The organism is Thermus sp., assembly GCF_039793865.1.
Taxonomy (GTDB): domain Bacteria; phylum Deinococcota; class Deinococci; order Deinococcales; family Thermaceae; genus Thermus.
In genome coordinates this window covers 20,800-37,040 of record NZ_JBAMMI010000007.1, presented here as the reverse complement: position 1 = coordinate 37,040, position 16,241 = coordinate 20,800, and the positions used below count along the sequence as shown (strand labels likewise).

At 69.3% G+C, this 16,241-nt stretch carries 17 protein-coding genes and 1 CRISPR repeat array (1 of these 18 running past the window's edge); of the genes, 16 read left to right on the top strand and 1 reads right to left on the bottom strand.

Annotation, left to right across the window (positions count from 1 at the left end; translation table 11 throughout):
• Positions 1–419: a CRISPR direct-repeat array (repeat unit 29 nt; unit sequence CGGGTCATCCCCACGTGCGTGGGGACTAC) (it extends 1,145 nt beyond the left edge of the window).
• A gap of 371 nt (positions 420–790) precedes the next feature.
• Genes mraZ through ABJK26_RS00600 form a run of 16 tightly spaced genes read left to right on the top strand, consistent with a single transcriptional unit; the run spans position 791 to position 15,320 of the window.
• On the top strand, positions 791–1,225 hold the full coding sequence (gene mraZ / locus ABJK26_RS00675; protein WP_347240259.1) for a division/cell wall cluster transcriptional repressor MraZ: 435 nt from the start codon (positions 791–793) through the stop codon (positions 1,223–1,225).
• Between the two features lie 6 nt (positions 1,226–1,231).
• A complete protein-coding gene (gene rsmH, locus ABJK26_RS00670) occupies positions 1,232–2,092 on the top strand; it encodes a 16S rRNA (cytosine(1402)-N(4))-methyltransferase RsmH (protein ID WP_347240258.1) in 861 nt (286 codons plus the stop codon).
• Positions 2,089–2,334, top strand: a complete 246-nt coding sequence (locus ABJK26_RS00665; protein ID WP_347240257.1) for a hypothetical protein — start codon at positions 2,089–2,091, stop codon at positions 2,332–2,334. The genes rsmH and ABJK26_RS00665 overlap by 4 nt, the downstream gene beginning before the upstream one ends.
• Positions 2,331–3,650 (top strand): penicillin-binding transpeptidase domain-containing protein, encoded by a 1,320-nt coding sequence (locus ABJK26_RS00660; protein ID WP_347240256.1) that lies wholly within the window; start codon positions 2,331–2,333, stop codon positions 3,648–3,650. The genes ABJK26_RS00665 and ABJK26_RS00660 overlap by 4 nt, the downstream gene beginning before the upstream one ends.
• Positions 3,634–4,944 (top strand): cyanophycin synthetase, encoded by a 1,311-nt coding sequence (locus ABJK26_RS00655; protein WP_347240255.1) that lies wholly within the window; start codon positions 3,634–3,636, stop codon positions 4,942–4,944. The genes ABJK26_RS00660 and ABJK26_RS00655 overlap by 17 nt, the downstream gene beginning before the upstream one ends.
• Entirely contained in the window at positions 4,932–5,624 is a 693-nt protein-coding gene (locus tag ABJK26_RS00650; protein WP_347240253.1) for a hypothetical protein, read from the top strand. Before ABJK26_RS00655 ends, ABJK26_RS00650 begins: the two co-directional genes overlap by 13 nt.
• On the top strand, positions 5,615–6,466 hold the full coding sequence (locus tag ABJK26_RS00645) for a phospho-N-acetylmuramoyl-pentapeptide-transferase (protein ID WP_347240252.1): 852 nt from the start codon (positions 5,615–5,617) through the stop codon (positions 6,464–6,466). Before ABJK26_RS00650 ends, ABJK26_RS00645 begins: the two co-directional genes overlap by 10 nt.
• Positions 6,463–7,716, top strand: a complete 1,254-nt coding sequence (locus tag ABJK26_RS00640; RefSeq protein ID WP_347240251.1) for a Mur ligase family protein — start codon at positions 6,463–6,465, stop codon at positions 7,714–7,716. The genes ABJK26_RS00645 and ABJK26_RS00640 overlap by 4 nt, the downstream gene beginning before the upstream one ends.
• Positions 7,695–8,753 (top strand): FtsW/RodA/SpoVE family cell cycle protein, encoded by a 1,059-nt coding sequence (locus tag ABJK26_RS00635; protein ID WP_347240250.1) that lies wholly within the window; start codon positions 7,695–7,697, stop codon positions 8,751–8,753. Before ABJK26_RS00640 ends, ABJK26_RS00635 begins: the two co-directional genes overlap by 22 nt.
• Positions 8,741–9,760, top strand: a complete 1,020-nt coding sequence (locus ABJK26_RS00630; protein WP_347240249.1) for a glycosyltransferase — start codon at positions 8,741–8,743, stop codon at positions 9,758–9,760. Before ABJK26_RS00635 ends, ABJK26_RS00630 begins: the two co-directional genes overlap by 13 nt.
• Positions 9,757–11,097, top strand: coding sequence for a UDP-N-acetylmuramate--L-alanine ligase (gene murC, locus ABJK26_RS00625; protein WP_347240248.1), 1,341 nt, complete (start codon positions 9,757–9,759; stop codon positions 11,095–11,097). The genes ABJK26_RS00630 and murC overlap by 4 nt, the downstream gene beginning before the upstream one ends.
• Complete coding sequence (locus ABJK26_RS00620; RefSeq protein WP_347240247.1) at positions 11,087–11,884, top strand: UDP-N-acetylmuramate dehydrogenase; 798 nt, start codon at positions 11,087–11,089, stop codon at positions 11,882–11,884. The genes murC and ABJK26_RS00620 overlap by 11 nt, the downstream gene beginning before the upstream one ends.
• Before the next feature lie 31 nt (positions 11,885–11,915).
• Positions 11,916–12,506 carry an FtsQ-type POTRA domain-containing protein gene (locus tag ABJK26_RS00615; protein WP_347240246.1) on the top strand — a complete coding sequence of 197 codons (591 nt, stop codon included), beginning with the start codon at positions 11,916–11,918 and terminating at the stop codon, positions 12,504–12,506.
• On the top strand, positions 12,503–13,744 hold the full coding sequence (gene ftsA, locus ABJK26_RS00610; protein ID WP_347240245.1) for a cell division protein FtsA: 1,242 nt from the start codon (positions 12,503–12,505) through the stop codon (positions 13,742–13,744). The genes ABJK26_RS00615 and ftsA overlap by 4 nt, the downstream gene beginning before the upstream one ends.
• Positions 13,745–13,754: 10 nt before the next feature.
• On the top strand, positions 13,755–14,810 hold the full coding sequence (ftsZ, locus tag ABJK26_RS00605) for a cell division protein FtsZ (RefSeq protein WP_347240244.1): 1,056 nt from the start codon (positions 13,755–13,757) through the stop codon (positions 14,808–14,810).
• 9 nt (positions 14,811–14,819) lie between these two features.
• A complete protein-coding gene (locus ABJK26_RS00600) occupies positions 14,820–15,320 on the top strand; it encodes a crossover junction endodeoxyribonuclease RuvC (protein WP_347240243.1) in 501 nt (166 codons plus the stop codon).
• Positions 15,321–15,376: 56 nt separating this feature from the next.
• On the opposite strand, the gene ABJK26_RS00595 is transcribed toward ABJK26_RS00600, so the two are convergent.
• Positions 15,377–16,240, bottom strand: coding sequence for a complex I NDUFA9 subunit family protein (locus tag ABJK26_RS00595; protein ID WP_347240242.1), 864 nt, complete (start codon positions 16,238–16,240; stop codon positions 15,377–15,379).
• Between the last annotated feature and the right edge of the window lies 1 nt (position 16,241).

Sequence of the window (16,241 nt, the reverse complement as noted above, 5' to 3'; positions counted from 1 at the left end):
TGTATGGTCACTTTGGTAGGTACGGGTCATCCCCACGTGCGTGGGGACTACCGAACGCGAGTCCACATAATGATGGGCCTCATCGGGTCATCCCCACGTGCGTGGGGACTACATGGCGTACTCTGTGCGCGATTGGTCGGTCGCCCGGGTCATCCCCACGTGCGTGGGGACTACCGCCATCCTCAACACCCAAGCTCCGGAAGAACGCGGGTCATCCCCACGTGCGTGGGGACTACCTCGCCGTGGGCTAGCAGAACGATTCCGCGTCCGGGTCATCCCCACGTGCGTGGGGACTACGTCAGTCCTTTGAGTTCCTGGATTTGCGCATACGGGTCATCCCCACGTGCGTGGGGACTACAACCAGCCAGCGCCGCCGCATAGCTTCAGCCCCGGGTCATCCCCACGTGCGTGGGGACTACACATGACCAGGACGGCAAAAACACTCTGCTACCCCCCTTTATGTGTCTTTTTGGGAGTTATGGCAGGTAAGCTTTCAAGTTCCCCAGCCCCCTGGCAGAAATGAGGGCTATTCCCACCATAGCACACCCAGCGCCGTCCGCAAGCCGGACAGGAGAAACCAAAGCGGCGCAAAGTGGGCGAAGTTCCCTCCGCTCAAGCCACCGGAATAGCCTCCTCAGCCAGGGTGGGGTGTAAGTGGGACTTAGGTGGGAGAGAGTGGAAATCTGTGGGGAATACGTGCTATACTCCCGGCGTAAAGCCTCGTCTGGGTAAGGTCCTTACCCCCTAAACCCAAGGGGCGGACCCCAGCGAAGGTGGGAGCGGGTGGGAAATGCCCTTCGGTGAGTACCAGTACAGCCTGGACGACAAGGGACGGGTGGTCATCCCCGCCCCCTTCCGGGACTTTCTGGAAGACGGCCTGGTGCTCACCCGCGGGATGGAAGGGTGCCTTTACATCTTTCCCTCCGACCGCTGGCGCAAGATCGAAGAGCAGCTGGTCAACCTTCCCCTCACCGATGCCGAAGCCCGCGCCTTCGTCCGCTTCTTCTACTCGGGAGCCCACAAGACCCGAATGGACAACGCCAGCCGGGTCCTGATCCCCCCTCCCTTGCGCCAGTTCGCCGGGCTCCAGGAAGGGGGCGAGGTGGTGGTGGCCGGAGCCCCGGGCAGGCTGGAGATCTGGAGCCAGGAACGCTGGTGGAAGACCATCGAAGAAATTATGCGCCACCCACCGGCCCCCGAGGCGCTCAAGGGACTCATTGGGTAGGTATTTATGAAGACCGTTGCCCAGCACATTCCCGTCCTGTACCAAGAAGCCCTGGACTTCCTGAGGGTAGAACCCGGCAAGGTGTACGTGGACGCCACCCTGGGAGGCGCTGGCCACGCCCGGGGCATCCTGGAGCGGGGAGGGCTGGTCCTGGGACTGGACCAGGACCCCGAAGCCGTGTCTCGGGCCCGGGCCTTGGACCTCCCTGGCCTCGGGGTGTACCGGGCCAACTTCCGCCACTTAAAGGCGGTGCTCCACCAAGCGGGGGTGGAAGAGGTGGCGGGAATCCTGGCGGACCTCGGGGTCTCCAGCTTCCACTTGGACGACCCCAGGCGGGGCTTCAGTTACCAGAAGGAAGGCCCCCTGGACATGCGCATGGGGGAGGAGGGCCCCACAGCAGAGGAGGTGGTGAACACCCTGCCCCTGGAGGAGCTTTACCGCATCCTCCGGGACCTGGGAGAGGAAAAGCAGGCCTGGCGCGTCGCCAAGGCCATCGTGGAAGCGAGGAGGAAGAAACCCATCCAGACCACCACGGAACTGGCGGAAATCATCCGCCAGGCAGTGGGCTTCCGCAAGGCCGGGCACCCCGCCCGCAAGACCTTCCAGGCCCTGCGCATGTACGTGAACGACGAGCTTGGCGCCCTGGAGGAGTTTCTCGCGCAGGCCGCCGAGGTCCTGGCCCCAGAGGGGCGGCTTGTGGTCATCGCCTTCCACTCCCTCGAGGACCGATTGGTGAAGCGGTTCCTAAAGGCGAGCGGCCTCAAGGTAATCACCAAAAAGCCCGTGCTCCCCTCCCCAGAGGAGGTAGCGCGAAACCCCCGCGCCCGGAGCGCCAAGCTGCGGGCGGCGGAGAAGGAGGCGGCATGAGGGCGGCCCTGCGCTTTGGCCTCCTGTACCTCTTGGCCCTCCTCCTCCTCTTCGCCGCAGGCCACCGCAACCAGATGGAAAAGGCCCGCCTGGCCCGGATGGAGGAGCGCTTGAAACACCTCAAAGCCCAAGAGGAGTCCCTTCTTAAAGAAGCCTGGCGCCTAAGCCAGCCCCACCGGGTGCTGGAGTGGGCGGAGAAGGAAGGGTTTGTACCCATGAGCCGGGGGAGGTGGGAGCGGTGACCGCGGGCGCCAACCGGGTGCCTTTGGTCTTCCTGGGGATGGGCCTCTACCTCGCCCTTTTGGCCCTGGGGGTCTACGCCCTAGTGAGCCGGGGGCCGAGGCCAGTCCCTCCGCCCCCGTCCCCGCCCCCTTTGCGGGGCAACCTCTACGCCGCCGACGGCACCCCTCTGGCGGTGAGCCTCGAGGGGGGGCGGTACTACCCCCTGGGGAAGAGCGCAAGCCAGCTTTTGGGCTTCGGCGAGCGGGCCTCTGGCCGGGGCCTGGAAGGGCTGGAGCGGGACCTGAACGCCGCCCTCTCGGAAGGGCGCTCCTTCACCCTTACCCTGGACCCGTGGATCCAGGCCCTGGCGGAACGCGCCCTCTGGAAGGGGCTGGAACGAAGCCGGGGAGCCTTTGCCACCCTCCTCGTCCTGGACCGGAAAGGAAGGCTTTTGGCCGTGGCCAACGCCCCGGCCTTTGACCCCATGGGCCCGCGCAAGGACCCGGAACAGGACCTCTCCTGGCGCAACCACGCCTTCCTGGTGGCCTTGGAGCCGGGTTCCACCATGAAGGCCCTCACCGCCGCCATGCTCCTGGAAGAGGGAGCGGCCCGCCTTTCCACCCCGGTGGAGGCCCCCATGCGGCGGAAGGTGGAAGGGTGGGTTATCCGCGACGCCGTGCCCCACCCCCCTAGGCTCACCCTGGCCGAGGTGCTGAAATATTCCTCAAACGTGGGGATCAGCCTTCTGGCCGAGGGCATCCCCAAGGAAACCTTTTATCGCTATATGGAGAAACTCCACCTCACCGACCCTAGGCCCCTCCCCGGGGTGCGCACCGCCCCTCCCCTGATCAAGCCCCCGGAGGCGTGGGGCCGGGTCAACTACGCCAACCACGCCTTCGGCCAGGGCTTTCTCATCACCCCTCTGCACCTGGCGGCCGCCTTCGCCGCCCTGGTGGACGGGGTCTACCGCACCCCCCAGCTCTTCCAGGGCCAAAAGGCCAGGGAAGAGCGGGTCTTCTCCGCGGAAACGGCGCAGGCCGTCCGCCAAGCCCTGGAGGAGGCCCTGGCCCCCAGGGCCGCCCTTCCCGGCTACCCCTTGGCGGGCAAGACCGGCACCGCTCAGGTGGTGGTCCAGGGCCGTTACTCCCAGGAGGTCTTCACCGCCTGGTTCGCCGGGTTCGTCCCCGGGGACGCCCCCCGGTACACCGTGGTGGTGGCCGTCCACCACCCCAAGGGCGAGATCCACGGAAGCCTGGTGGCCGCCCCCATCTTCCGGGAGGTGGCCGCCGGCCTCTTTGCCTATGCGGGTCTTCCCCCCTATGCTGAGGGGCGGTGAGGCAGTGGTGCAAGATGCGCACGTTAGGGAAGTGACGCCGGAATGGGTGGCCGAGGCCACGGGGGGGAGGCTATACCCCGGGGGCCAGCCCGTGGTTGACCTCCACTGGGACAGCCGGGCCGTGGGGCCGGGGTTCCTCTTCGTGGCCCTGCCTGGAAGCCGCACCCACGGGCGGGCTTACGCCAAGGAGGCCTTGGCCAAAGGGGCCCACCTGGTCCTCTCCGACCGCCCGGGGGAGGCCACGGTGGAGGTGGCGGACACGGGCCTGGCCTTGCTCAGGCTGGGGCGGGCCCTGCGGGAGCTTTTCCCGGGGAAGGTGGTGGCCGTGGGGGGGAGCACGGGGAAGACCACCACCAAGGAGGCCCTGGCCCAGGGTCTGGGCTTCCCCGCCCCTTCCGGCAACCTGAACACCGCCCCGCCCCTGGCCCGCTTCTTCCTCACCCTGCCTAAGGAGGCCCCGGGGGCCGTGTTGGAGCTCGGGGTGGACCGGGTGGGGGAGATGGAGGGGCTCATGGCGCTCTCCCGCCCCGAGCTTTCCGTCCTCACCGCCTTGGGGGAGGAACACCTCCTGGCCTTCGGGGACCTAAGAGGCGTGGTACGGGAGGAAGCCCGGCTTCTGGAAGCCCCCCTGGCCCTGGTGAGCCTCCAGGCCCGGGGGGTTCTGGAAGGCTTCGGCTACCGGGGGAGCTGGCCTACCTACGGCTTCGGGGAAGCCAGCTTCCGGGGAGAGGCCTTGGAGCTCCTGCCCCAAGAAAGCCGCTTCCGCTACCGGGGACGGAGAATCCGGGTCCCCTACCCCGGTTTGGGCCCGGCCTTGGGGGCCTTGGCCGCCTTGGCGGTGGCCGAGCTCCTGGGGGAGGAGGTGGAGGCGGTGGCCGAGAGGCTTTCCCGCCTGGTCCTGCCCCCCGGGCGGATGGAGAGGCGGGAGATGGGGGGCGTGGTCTTCCTCCACGACGCCTACAACGCCAATCCCCTCTCGGTGAAGGCGGGCCTCGCCTGGCTTGCCGCCCAGCCCGGGCGCAAGTGGGCGGTGCTGGGGGAGATGAAAGAGCTCGGCGGGTTGGCGGAAAAGCTCCACCTGGAGGTGGCGGAGGAGGCGGCCCGCCTGGGTCTGAAGCCCCTCTACCTGGGGACCCACGCCCGGGCCCAGGCCGCCCTGGGGGGCGAGGCGGTGGAAACCCTGGAGGAGGCCCTTCTCTGGCTCAAGGCCCGGGTGGCCCCGGGGGACCTGGTGTACCTGAAGGCCTCGAGGGTCCTCGGCCTGGAAAGGATCCTGGAGCTATGGGACGCCTAAGCCCCCTTCTCCTCCTCGCGGCCTGCGCCCCCCTCCAGGCCCAAGCGCCCCTCCTCCCCTACCCCGGCGGGTTCGCCCAGGGGGGCTTGGTCTCGGGCCGCTTCCAGGTGGTCCTCCCCGGCCCTCCCCTCTTCCTGGACGCCAGCAAAACCGCCCTCTACGCCGCCTACCCCTACCAGCTTTGGATCTACGAAGGGGGTTCCCTACAAAGCCTCCCCCTCCCCGGGGTCCCCCGCTTCCTCCGGGCCACCCCGAGGCTCGTGGTGGGGCTGGAAGGAGCCATCTGGACGGAGAAAGGCCTTTACCCCTACCCCGCCTACGATGCCCTCTTGGGGGAGGAAGGCCTCTACCACGTGGACGGGAAGGGCCTCTACCGGGATGGCGCCCTCCTGGCCCGCGGAAACTTCCGCCAGGTGGTGGCCTGGGAGGGCCAGGTGGTGGCCCTGGGAGAAGAGGCCCTCTTCTACCCGGAAGGGCGCCTCCTCCCCCTTCCCCGCCCCGCCCGCAAGGCCCAAGGGGGGGCGTGCGGGGCGGTGGCCCTTCTGGACCAGGTCTACCTGGTGCGCCCCGAGGGGGCGAGGCCCTTGGCCGAGGCCCAGGACTTCGCCGCCTTCGGAGAAGCCCTCTACCTCGCCCCCCAGGGAGCGGTACGGTCGTGCAAGGAGGTGGCATGGCCCTAGCCCTCGTCCTGTCCTGGCTTCTCACGGCGGTCTGGATCTCCTTGATGAAAGGCCTGGGCCTGGGGAAAAGGGTGCGCCAGGACGGCCCCCAAAGCCACCTGGCCAAGGAGGGGACCCCCAGCATGGGCGGGGTGGCCTTCCTCCTGGCCGCCTTCCTGGCCTACCTGGCCTCGGGAAAGGACGCCTTCTTTGGGCTTTGGCTCCTCGGCCTCGGCTTCGCCCTCCTGGGCTTGGTGGACGACCTCTCGGGGAGCCTCGCCCGCCCCTTACGGGCCCGGGAGAAACTCGCCTTCCAAGGGCTCATGGCCCTGGTCTTCGCCCTGTGGGCCGTCCGACAGGTGGCCTACACTCCCTGGCCCCTCTTGGACGTCCTCCTCATCCTCCTCGCGGTGGTGGGGGCGGCCAACGCCTTCAACTTCACCGATGGCCTGGACGGGCTCCTGGCCTCGGTAACGGCGGTGATCCTTCTTCCCTTCTACCCCTACCCCTTCGCCCAGACCCTCCTGGGAGGGGTCCTGGGGTTCCTCTGGCACAACGCCCCCCGGGCCAAGGTCTTCATGGGGGACACGGGGAGCCAGGCCCTGGGGGCCATGGTGGCGGGGCTTTTCGTGGTCACGGGTAAGCTTTGGCTTCTGCCCCTTGTGGCCATCGTCCCGGTGTTGGAGGTGCTTTCCGTGGTGGCCCAGGTCCTTTACTTCCGGCGCACGGGGAAGAGGCTTTTCCGCATGAGCCCCCTGCACCACCACCTGGAGCTTTCCGGCTGGGAGGAGGCCAAGATCGTCTTCCGCTTCGCCCTCCTCACCGCCCTGGCCACCGCCTTGGCCTTTGGAGGTGGGGCATGATCCTGGTCTATGGTCTTGGGCGAAGCGGCCTGGGGGTGCTCCGCTTCCTTAAGCGGCGGGGGATGCCCGCCCGCTTCTACGACGACCGGCCCAAGGAGGAGGAGGTGGCGGAGGCCCTGGCCCTGGGCTTCTCCCCGGACTGGGGCCTCGAGGGCACCTACGCCGAGGTGGTGGCCGCCCCCGGGGTGCCCCTCACCCACCCCCACCTGGAGGCGCTGAGGGCAAGGGGCGCAAGGGTGCTGGGGGAGGCGGAGCTCGCCTACCGGCTCTCGGAAACCCCCATCGTGGGGATCACCGGCACGGCGGGCAAGACCTCCACCACCCTCTTCACCGCCCACCTCCTTCAGGGGCAAGGGCTTAAGGCCCTCCCTGGGGGCAACGTGGACCCACCTTTGGTGGAAGTGGTAGACCAGGCCGAGGTGGCGGTGGCCGAGCTCTCCAGCTTCCAGCTGGAACGCGTCCACGCCTTCCGGCCCCGGGTGGCCGTCCTCCTGAACCTGGGGGTAGACCACCTGGACCGGCACGGGAGCCTCGAGACCTACCACGCCGCCAAGCTCAACCTCCTCAAGAACCTGACCCCGGAAGACGCCGTGGTCTACAATTTGGAGGACCCCAAGGTGAGGAAGGGGGCCGAGGCCACCCCCGCCCGGCCTTACCCTTTCCTACCCCAAGCGAGCCCCCGGGAGACGAACCTCGAGGCCGCCCTCCAGGCCACCCGGGCCTACCTGGACCTCCTCGGGCGGCCCCTGGAGGAAAAGGCCCTGAGGGAGAGCCTCAAGACCCTCCCCGAGCCCCCCCACCGCTTCCAGGTCTTCGCCCGCAAGGGACAGGTGGTCTTCATAGACGACTCCATCGCCACCCGCACCCCCGCCGTGGCCGCCGCCCTAAGGGCCGCCCCCGCCCCCATCGCCTGGATCCTGGGCGGGGAGGACAAGGGGGCGGACCTTTTGAGCCTCAAGGCCCTCCTCCCCCGGGTGCGGGTGATCCTGGCCATCGGCCGGGACGGCCCCCGGATGGTCGAGGCCTTGGGGGAAGGGGTGGAGGTGGTGGTCATCGGGGAAAAGGAGGGCAGGAAGGCCCTGAAGCGGGCGGTGGAGGAAGCCCTTAAGCGCTTGGAAGCGGGAAGCGTGCTCCTGGCCCCGCTGGGGGCGAGCTTTGACCAGTTCCGGGACTACCAGGACCGGGCCCGGGCCTTCCGGGAAGCGGTCTTCGCCTTGGGAGGGGAACCATGGACCCCACCCTCCTCTTAAGCGGCCTGCTCCTCCTGGCCTTTGGCCTCCTGGGGGTGGGGGTAGCCGAGCCTGGCCTCCTGGAAGACCACCTCCTCAGGGTGGGGCTCGCCCTTCTGGCCATGCTTGGGGGAAGCCTCCTTTCCGTGAGGTTCCTCTTGCGGCACGCCCTGGCCCTCCTTCTCCTGAACCTCCTCCTCTTGGTCCTGGTCCTCCTGGTGGGGGACGGGCCCATGGGGGTGCGGCGTTGGTTTGACCTGGGGCCCTTCGCCTTCCAGCCCTCGGAGCTGGCCAAGATCGCCCTGGTCCTGTACCTGGCCTCCTTCGTGGACCGCAAGGGGGAAGACTACCCCATTCTCGGCCCCGCCCTCCTGGTGGGCAGCATGGTGGGGCTGGTGCTGGTGGAGCCGGACTTCGCCACGGCCCTTTTCCTCTTCCTCCTGGGGACCTCCCTCTTCGTCCTGGCCGAGGTGCCCTGGCGGCGGCTCATCGCCATAGGCCTTGCGGGCTTCCTGGTCCTCACCCCCTTTTCCGGGGCTTACCTGAACCGCTTCCGCTACGTCTCCGAGCGCTTCAGCGGCTTTCTCAGCTACCTAAAGGGGGAGGCCCGGCCCGAGGAAACCGCCTACCAGGTCCTCCAGGCGCAGAAGGCCATCCTCCTAGGAGGTCCTTTCGGGCAGGGGCCCGGAGGAAGCCTTCCCCACCTGCCCGAGGCCCACAACGACATGGTCTTCGCCAGCGTGGTCTTCGCCACGGGGTGGCTTGGGGGGCTCGTGGTCCTCTTCCTCTATGGCCTCCTCTTCCTCCGGGGGCTGTCCCTGGCCCTGAAGCTAGGGGGGGCGGAGGGCCTGGTGGCCCTGGGCCTCACCCTGTACCTGGTCCTGCAGGCCGCCCTCAACATCGGGGTAACCTTGGGCTTCCTCCCCGTCACCGGGGTGCCTTTGCCCCTGGTTTCCTACGGGGGAAGCTCCCTCTTGGTCTCGGGCCTGGCCCTGGGCCTTCTCCTTAGCCTGGCCCGGAAGGCCATGGGCAAGGGGGTGAGGGAATGGTTCTCCTGACCGGGGGGGGCACCGGGGGGCACCTCTTCCCCGCCCTGGCGGTGGCCGAGGAGCTTGGGCGGCGGGGGCATGAGGTCTTCTACCTGGGGGCCCTGGGGGGCCTCGAGGCCCGCCTCCTCCCCAAGACCCCCATCCCCCACGCCCTCGTCCCCGCGGGCAAGCTGGACCGGAGCGCCCTGAGGCCGAAGGAAGCCTGGCGGCTCCTCCTGGGCCTCCTGGCCGCCCGGGGGGTCCTTCGGGCCAAGCGGCCCAAGGCGGTGCTCTCCACCGGGGGCTACGCGGGGTTTCCCGCCGCCTTCGCGGCGGAGCTCATGGGGATTCCCGTCCTCCTCCACGAGCAAAACGCCAAGCTGGGCCTGGCGGTGAGGCTCCTCGCGCCTTTAAGCCGGGGGCTCGCCCTGAGCGTGCCCCTTCCCCTCGCCCCTGGGCTTGCCACCAAGGCCCGGGTGGTGGGCTACCCGGTGCGGGAGGTGCGCTTCCCCAAGGCCGAGGCCAAGGCCCGCCTGGGCTTTGACCCGGGAAAGCCCCTCCTTTTGGTCCTTGGGGGAAGCCAGGGGAGCCTGGAGCTCAACGAGCGGCTCCCCCCCCTCCTCAGGCCCCTGGGCCTTCCCGTCCTCCACCAGGTGGGGGAGAGGTGGCTGGAGCGGTACCGCCACCTGGAGGGGGAAGGCTACCGCGTGGCGGGCTTCGTGGACGGACCCCTGGCCATGAGCGCCGCCGACCTCCTCCTGGCCCGGGCCGGGGCGGGCACCTTGGCCGAGGCCGCCTTCCACCGGCTCCCCGCCCTCCTCTTCCCCCTTTCTCCCCGCCTGGACGGGGGGGCGCAACGGGCCAACGCCCTGGCCTACCAGAAGGCCGGGGCCGCCCGGCTCGGGGACTACCCCAGGCTCGCCCAGCAGGTGGAGGAGATGCTCCGCAACCCCGAACCCTACCGGGAGGCCATGGGCTCCCTCTCCCCCGAGGGGGCGGCGGGCCGCCTCGCAGATTGGCTGGAGGAGTTCCTATGAAACGGGTGCACGTCATGGGCATAGAAGGGGTGGGGATGAGCGCCCTGGCCCGCCTTCTTCTGGCGGAAGGGGTGGAGGTGACGGGGTGCGACCTCGCCCCGGGGAAGCGGGCCACGGCCTTGGGGGTGCCGGTCCACGCCGGGCACGACCCGGAGCACCTAAAGGAGGAGGACACCCTGGTGGTCCCCACGCCCATTCCCCAAGACCACCCCGAGGTGGTGGCCGCCAGGGAGCGGGGCCTTAGGGTCTTGAGGCGCATGGAGCTTCTGGCCCAGCTCCTGGCCCAAGGGCCTTCCCTGGGGGTCACGGGAACCCACGGCAAGACCACCACCACGGGGATGCTGGCCAGCATCCTCCTCGCCGCGGGGCTGGACCCCTGGGTGCTCCTCGGAGGGGAGCTTTCCCTCCTGCCCGGGAACGCCCGCCACGGCCTGGGCCCCCGCCTGGCCGAGGTGGACGAGTCCGACCCCCTGTTCCGGGAGGTGAGGGTGGAGATCGCCGTGGCCACCAACCTCGAGGCCGACCACGTGGCCCCCCCGGGGCACCGAGCCCCCAACTACCACGGGAGCCTGGAGGAGCTCAAGGCCGCCCTGCGGGGCTTTCTGGAAGGGGCAAAGGTGGTGGTGGTCCCCGCCTCCGATCCCCTGCTCCTAGAGCTCTCCCAGGGGCTACCCCGGAGGACCTTTGGCCCCGGGGGGGAGCTTTCCGCGGAGGAAGCGGAGCTTGGCCCCTCGGGGAGCCGCTTCCTCCTGGTCCACCGGGGAAGGGCCTTGGGAGAGGCCAGGCTCCAGGTCCCGGGGAGGCACAACATCCAAAACGCCCTGGCCGCCGCCCTGGCCGCCCTGGCCCTGGGCGTGGCCCCCGAGGCCGTTCTGGAGGGGCTCGCCCGCTTCCCCGGGGTGGGGCGGCGCTTCCAGCGGGTGGGGGAGGTGCGGGGGGCCCTGGTGGTGGACGACTACGCCCACCACCCCACGGAGGTGCGGGCCACCCTCGAGGCGGCGGGCCACCTCGGGCGGCGCCTCCGGGTCCTCTTCCAGCCCCACCGCCTCCTGCGCACGGAAAGCCTCTGGCGGGAGTTCGTGGGGGCCCTATCCTTGGCGGAAGAGGTGGTGGTCCTCCCGGTCTACACCGCCGGGGAGAAGGGAGGGGTTTCTCCGGAGGAGCTGAGCGCGAGGATCGCCGAGGAGCTTCGCCGCCAAGGGGTGGAGGCCCGGCTTCTCGGCAAGGAAGAGGCCCTGGCCTACGCCCGGGCCGCGGCCGCCCCGGGGGACCTTTGGCTTACCCTAGGAGCGGGGGACGTGACCGAGCTCGCCTGGAGGCTCGTCCATGAGGGTTGAGCGGGTGCTCCTCAAGGACTACACCACCCTCGGGGTGGGGGGCCCGGCGGAGCTTTGGACCGTGGAGACCCGGGAGGAGCTCAAGCAGGCCACGGAGGCCCCCTACCGGGTGCTGGGCAACGGCTCCAACCTCCTGGTCATGGACGAAGGGGTGCCCGAGCGGGTGATCCGCCTCGCCGGGGAGTTCCAAACCTACGAGCTGAAGGGGTGGGTGGGGGCGGGGGTCCTGCTCCCCCTTTTGGTGCAGGAGGCGGCCCGGGCGGGGCTTTCCGGCCTCGAGGGCCTCCTCGGCATCCCCGCCCAGGTGGGGGGCGCGGTGAAGATGAACGCCGGCACCCGCTTCGGGGAGATGGCGGACGCCCTGGAGGCGGTGGAGATCTTCCACGACGGGGGCTTTCACGTCTACGCCCCGGCGGAGCTCGGCTTCGGCTACCGCCAAAGCCGCCTTCCCAAAGGAGGGATCGTGACCCGGGTGAAGCTAAAGCTCAAGGAGAGGCCCCGGGAGGAGATCCAAAGGAGGATGGCCGAGGTGGACGCCGCCCGCAAGGGCCAGCCCAAGCGGAAAAGCGCCGGATGCGCCTTCAAAAACCCGCCGGGGCAGTCGGCGGGCAGGCTCATCGACGAAAGGGGCCTCAAGGGGCTCCGGGTGGGGGACGCCATGGTGGCCCTGGAGCACGGGAACTTCATCGTCAACCTGGGCCAGGCCACGGCCAAGGACGTGCTAGAGCTTCTACGGCGCATTCAAGAGGAGCTCCCTTTGGAGCTGGAATGGGAGGTGTGGCCATGAGTTTAGGGAAGTTTCCCCCTCGGAGGCTAGAATGGGCCTCGTGAGGTTTCTCCTCGTCTTCCTCCTCCTCGCCACCCTCTACGTGGCCAGCCTGGTCCTCTTCCCGGTGGAGGAGGTGGAGGTGGTGGGCTTAAAGCACCTCCAAAGGGAAGACGTCCTCGCCCGCGCGGGCCTTTACCCCGGGGAGGCCTGGCTCTGGGTGGGCCCCTCCCGCCTCGCCCCCCTCCGGCAGGACCCCTGGGTGGCGGAGGCCCATCTGGAAAAACCACAGCCGGGAGCGGTGCGCCTCCTCCTCCGGGAACGGGAGCCCTTTTTGCCCTTGGCGGACGGCTCCGCCCTGGCGGAGGACGGCACCCTGCTCCCCGGAGGAGCCCCCTACGCCCCAGGCCCCAGGGTGGAGGGAACGGGCCCCCTGCCCAAAGCGGACCTCCTGGCCCTGGCCCGGGCCTTCCCCAAGGCCAAGAGGCTCAGGTACACCCCGGCGGGCTACTGGGTGGAGGGGGAAGGCGCGACCCTCTTTGCCCCGGAGGTCCGGTTTCTGTTAGAGTATGCTCAAACAGGTGCTCCTTTGCGGGAAGGCCGGATTTACCTGTATTCTTGGGGGGTGAGCGTAGGCCCATGATTATCGCCGGATTGGACGTTGGCACCAGCAAGGTCACCACCGTCATCGGGGAGCTGGCCCCCGATGGCGTTTTGGACATCATCGGGGAGGGCACCGTCCCCTCCCAGGGGCTCAGGCGGGGGGTGGTGGTGAACCTGGAGCGCACCACCGAGGCCATCCGCCAAAGCCTCCACCAGGCCGAGCGGGTGGCCGGGGTTCGGGTGGAGCGGGTGGTGCTGGGGGTGGGGGGACCCCATCTGAAGAGCGTTACCAGCCACGGCCTGGCCGCCATCCGCCGGGGGCAGAGCATCGCCCAGGCCGACGTGGAGCGGGCCATTGAGCAGGCCAAGGCCTATCCCTTTGACACCGAGCTGGAGCTGCTCCACGCCTTGCCCCTGGAGTTCAAGGTGGACGGGCAGGAGGGCATCCGCGACCCCGTGGGCATGGCGGGGGTGCGCCTCGAGGTGGAGGTCCACCTGGTGGCGGCGGGAAGGGGGCCCTTGGCCAACCTCCGCCGGGCGGTGGAGGACGCCGGCCTGGGAATCGAAGCCCTCGTGGCCCAGACCCTGGCCTCGGGCCTCGGGGCCCTGACCCCTGAAGAGGAGCAGATGAACGTTCTGGTCCTGGACGTGGGCGGGGGCACCACGGACGTGGCCGTCTTCCGGGAGGGGCGGCTCGCCCACTCCTCGGTCCTCCCCCTGGGCGGGGACCACGTGACCCAGGACATCGCCCAGCTTTTGAAGATCCCCTTTGAAGAGGCCGAGCGGGTCAAGAAGAAGTACGGGGCCGCCCTTCCCGAGCTCGCCGACCCCGAGCTCGTCCTGGAGATCAACCAAGAAGGCGGCTCCCTGGGGGAGGTGCCCGCCCCCGAACTTGCCCGCATCATCCGGCCCCGGCTTAGGGAAATCCTCCACCTCGCCCGCCAGTCGGTGGACGAGGCCTTGGGGCCTTTGGAGGTCCGGATCAACCGGGTGGTCCTCACCGGGGGAACCGCCCTCCTTCGGGGCTTTGACCTCCTGGCCCGCCAGCAGTACGGCCTTCCCGTGCGCCTGGGTAAGCCCCACGGGGTTTCCGGCCTCACCGACGTGGTGGCCACCCCCGCCCACGCCACCGCCGTGGGGCTGGTGCGCTACGGGGCCACCCTACCGGTGCGCGCCCCCGAGGCCCGCCGGGGGCGGGTAAAGGAGAAGCGGGAGGAAGGGGCCAAAGGCGAAGGGATTTGGGCGCGGATCAAGGAGATTCTCAGCAACCTGTTCTGAGGAGGGGAAGATGCAAGGAGCCGTTATCAAGGTCATCGGCCTCGGGGGAGCGGGCAACAACGCGGTGAACCGCATGATCGAGGCGGGCCTCTCCGGAGTGGAGTTCATCGCCGCCAACACCGACGCCCAGGTGCTGGCCAAAAGCCTCGCCGATGTGCGCATCCAGCTCGGGGAAAGGCTCACCCGGGGGCTCGGCGCCGGGGCCAACCCCGAGATCGGGGAGAAGGCGGCCCTCGAGGCCGAAGACCTCATCGCCGAGGCCCTGGAGGGGGCGGACCTGGTCTTCATCACCGCCGGCATGGGGGGAGGAACCGGCACGGGAAGCGCCCCGGTGGTGGCCGAGATCGCCAAGCGCCTAGGGGCCTTGGCGGTGGCCGTGGTCACCCGCCCCTTCAGCTTTGAGGGCCCGAAGCGCCTCAAGGCGGCCGAAGAAGGGATCAAGCGCCTCAAGGAGCGGGTGGACGCCATGGTGGTGGTCCAGAACGACCGCCTCCTCTCGGCGGTGGACAAGAAAATGAGCCTCAAGGACGCCTTCCTCATCGCCGACCGCGTCCTGTACCACGGGGTGAAGGGCATCACCGACATCATCAACCTCCCCGGCCTCATCAACGTGGACTTCGCCGACGTGAAGGCCCTCCTGGAGGGGGCGGGCCAGGTGCTCATGGGCATCGGGGCGGGGCGGGGAGAGAACCGGGTGGAGGAGGCCGCCAAGTCGGCCACCATGAGCCCCCTCCTGGAGCGCTCCATTGAGGGGGCGAGGCGGCTTCTCCTCAACGTGGTGGGCTCGGAGGACCTCTCCCTCATGGAGGCCGCGGAGGTGGTGGAGAGGATCCGCGAGGCCACCGGCCACGAGGAGGTGGACATCCTCTACGGGGTCACCTACGACGAGAGGGCCCAGGACGAGCTTCGGGTCATCCTCATCGCCGCGGGTTTCGGGGAGAGCACCGTGGTGCCCAGGCCCGCCCGCCCCCTGGACTTCCCCGCCCACGCCGACCCCTACAACTTTGACATCCCCGCCTTCATCCGCTACGGGGACGCCGACCTGCCTCCAAGAAGGGGCAACTAGGCCTTTCGGATGGTGGTGGCCGGCATAGACCCCGGCATCACCCACCTGGGCCTTGGGGTGGTGGAGGTGGAGGGCAAGGGGGCGCTAAGGGCCCGGCTCCTCCACGGGGAGGTGGTGCGGACCTCCCACCGGGAACCCGCCCAGGAGAGGGCGGGGCGGATCCACGCCCGGGTCAAGGAAGCCCTCCTCCGCTTCCGCCCCGAGGCCTTGGCGGTGGAGGAGCAGTACTTCTACCGGCAAAATGAGCTCGCCTACAAGGTGGGCTGGGCCCTAGGGGCGGTCCTGGTGGCGGCCTTTGAGGCCGGGGTGGGGGTCTACGCCTACGGCCCCATGCAGGTGAAGCAGGCCCTGGCGGGCCACGGCCACGCCCCCAAGGAGGAGGTGGCCCTCATGGTGCGGGGCATCCTTGGGCTGAAGGAGCCCCCTAGCCCAAGCCACCTGGCCGATGCCCTGGCCATCGCCCTCACCCACGCTTTTTACGCCCGGATGGGGGCGGCGAGGCCCCTCTAAACCCACCCCATCTGGCCTGCGCCGACATGAAGGCTTGGGGAAGGACCTCCTTGGCCTTAGCAACGGAGGTACCCGGGGAGGACCTCCTCCAGGGCCTTGGGGGCGGGGAGGAGGCCCCTTAGGGCCTCGGGGAAGGGGGCGGTGTTCCCCTCCTTAAGCATGAGGTACTGGTCCCGGGTGAGGGGGCTGAAGGGAAGAGGGGAAAGGAGGGGGACGAGGCGGTCCATGAGCCAAAGGGGAAGGGAAAGAAGAGGCTTCCTTCGCCCCAGGACCTTCATCACCAAAAGGAGAAGCTCGCGGAAGGTGTGCTCCTTGGGGCCCACCAGGTCAAAGGTGCCCTCGAGGCCCCGCTCCAAGGCCCCCAAAAAGGCCTCCGCCACGTCCCCCACGTACACGGGCCGGAAGGGGAAGCCCCCGTCCCCGATGAGGGGGACGAAGGGCAGAGGGGCGCAGACGAGCCCCTTGAGGATCTTCCCGAAAAACTCGTCCCCGGGCCCGAAGATGAGGCTTGGGCGGAAGATGGCGTGAGAGAAGCCGCTTTGGCGCACCAGGGCCTCCCCTTCCGCCTTGGTGCGGTGGTAGCGGCTTGGGGCCTCGAGCCTCGCCCCCAGGGCCGACATGTGGATAAGCCGCCCCACCCCGGCCCTTTCCATGGCCCGAAGGAGGTTCCTCACCCCCTCCACGTGCACCGCCCGGAAGGTCTCCTCCCCCTCCCGGATGATCCCCGCCAGGTAGATGGCGGCCTCCATCCCCGTTAGGTCCGGCACCTCCCGGGCAATGTCCCCCAGGACCAGAACCGCCCCCGGGGGAAGCTCCCGAGGCCTCCGCGCCAGGACCACGGGGGTGTGGCCCCGCTTCAGGAGGAGGGCCACCAGGGCCCGCCCCACGAACCCCGTGCCCCCAACCACGAAGACCCGCATC